1 protein-coding gene is annotated in these 1,066 nt (G+C 63.5%); it reads right to left on the reverse strand.

Annotated features, from left to right (window positions below; translation table 11 throughout):
- A partial coding sequence (locus EOL86_15530; protein NCD26981.1) for a HAMP domain-containing protein occupies positions 1-901 on the reverse strand: 901 nt, incomplete at its 3' end.
- Between the last annotated feature and the right edge of the window lie 165 nt (positions 902-1,066).

A 1,066-nucleotide genomic window follows, 5' to 3' on the forward strand; every position in this document is an offset into this window, starting at 1 on the left:
AGACGGCGCCGTTGTGGGACGAGGTATGGTGGATCAGGGCGCTCAGGACGTTGCGACAAAACGCGTGCAAATCGCCCTTGCGGAGCATGACTTCCGCCAGCAGGACCAGGTCTTCCTTGAGGCTCAGTTCCGCGCTCACGGTTCCGGCCAGGGTGTTGAAGGCCGCGCCGAGCATGCCGAATTCGTTTCGGGATTCAATGGCGACACGTTGGCTGAAATCCCCGCGCTGCAGACGTCCGGCCGTGCGGGTCAATTCGCGCAGCGGGGTGCGCAGGCTCGCCAGGAGGTGGAACAACATGCTGCCGCAGACCAGGGCCAGCAGGATCAGAAACGCGGACAGGCGCGGAAACATGCGCTGTTGGTCCGCTTCGGCCTGGGTATAGATTTGCGTGGCCTGGGATTCCGCAAAAGAGGAAAGGGGTTCGATGCAATCCAACAACGTCTGGGTGGCGGTGTCGGCCCGCCGGACCAGGGCGGGAGCGCTGGAATCGGTCCGAGGCGTGGGGGCCAGGGCGCGAAGGGCTTCGTCCAGGTTTTTTTTCCAGTCGGTGAACGCGTTCTGGACCAGGGCGATGTCGGAACGAGGGCCGAGATAGCGGTCGGCGACAAGGGTCAGCTGCTGGTCGACGAGGTCCATGTCCGCTTCGATGGCATGGACCGACTGGGGCGTGTCCCCGGTCAGGAGCATGTCCCGCAGGGCTCCTTGGCTGCCGAGGACGGCGGCATTGATTTTGGCCACGGCCATTTGCACGGTCATGGGATGGTTGTACAACGTGGCTGTCTGCCGCCACAGGGAATTGCCGTGGTTCCAGGACAGCACGCAGAGTACAACGAAAAGGAGAAGGAGGGACCCCAGGGCGAGTTCCAGCTGGGTCGCGATTTTGAGATTTTTGATGCGCATTGCCTATCCTTGACGTGGTATTTTTCGGAAGAGCGCGCCCGGCGCGGTCACCTGGTCGAAGCCCTCGGATGGGGTGACCCAGTCCCGTTCGGCCTCGTCGACGACCAGGAAGCCGTGGGGCGCCAGGGCCGCGTGCAGACGGCCCAGGATCAGGCGCCGAATGTC

This window comes from Deltaproteobacteria bacterium, assembly GCA_009930495.1.
Classification (GTDB): Bacteria; Desulfobacterota; Desulfovibrionia; order Desulfovibrionales; family Desulfomicrobiaceae; genus Desulfomicrobium.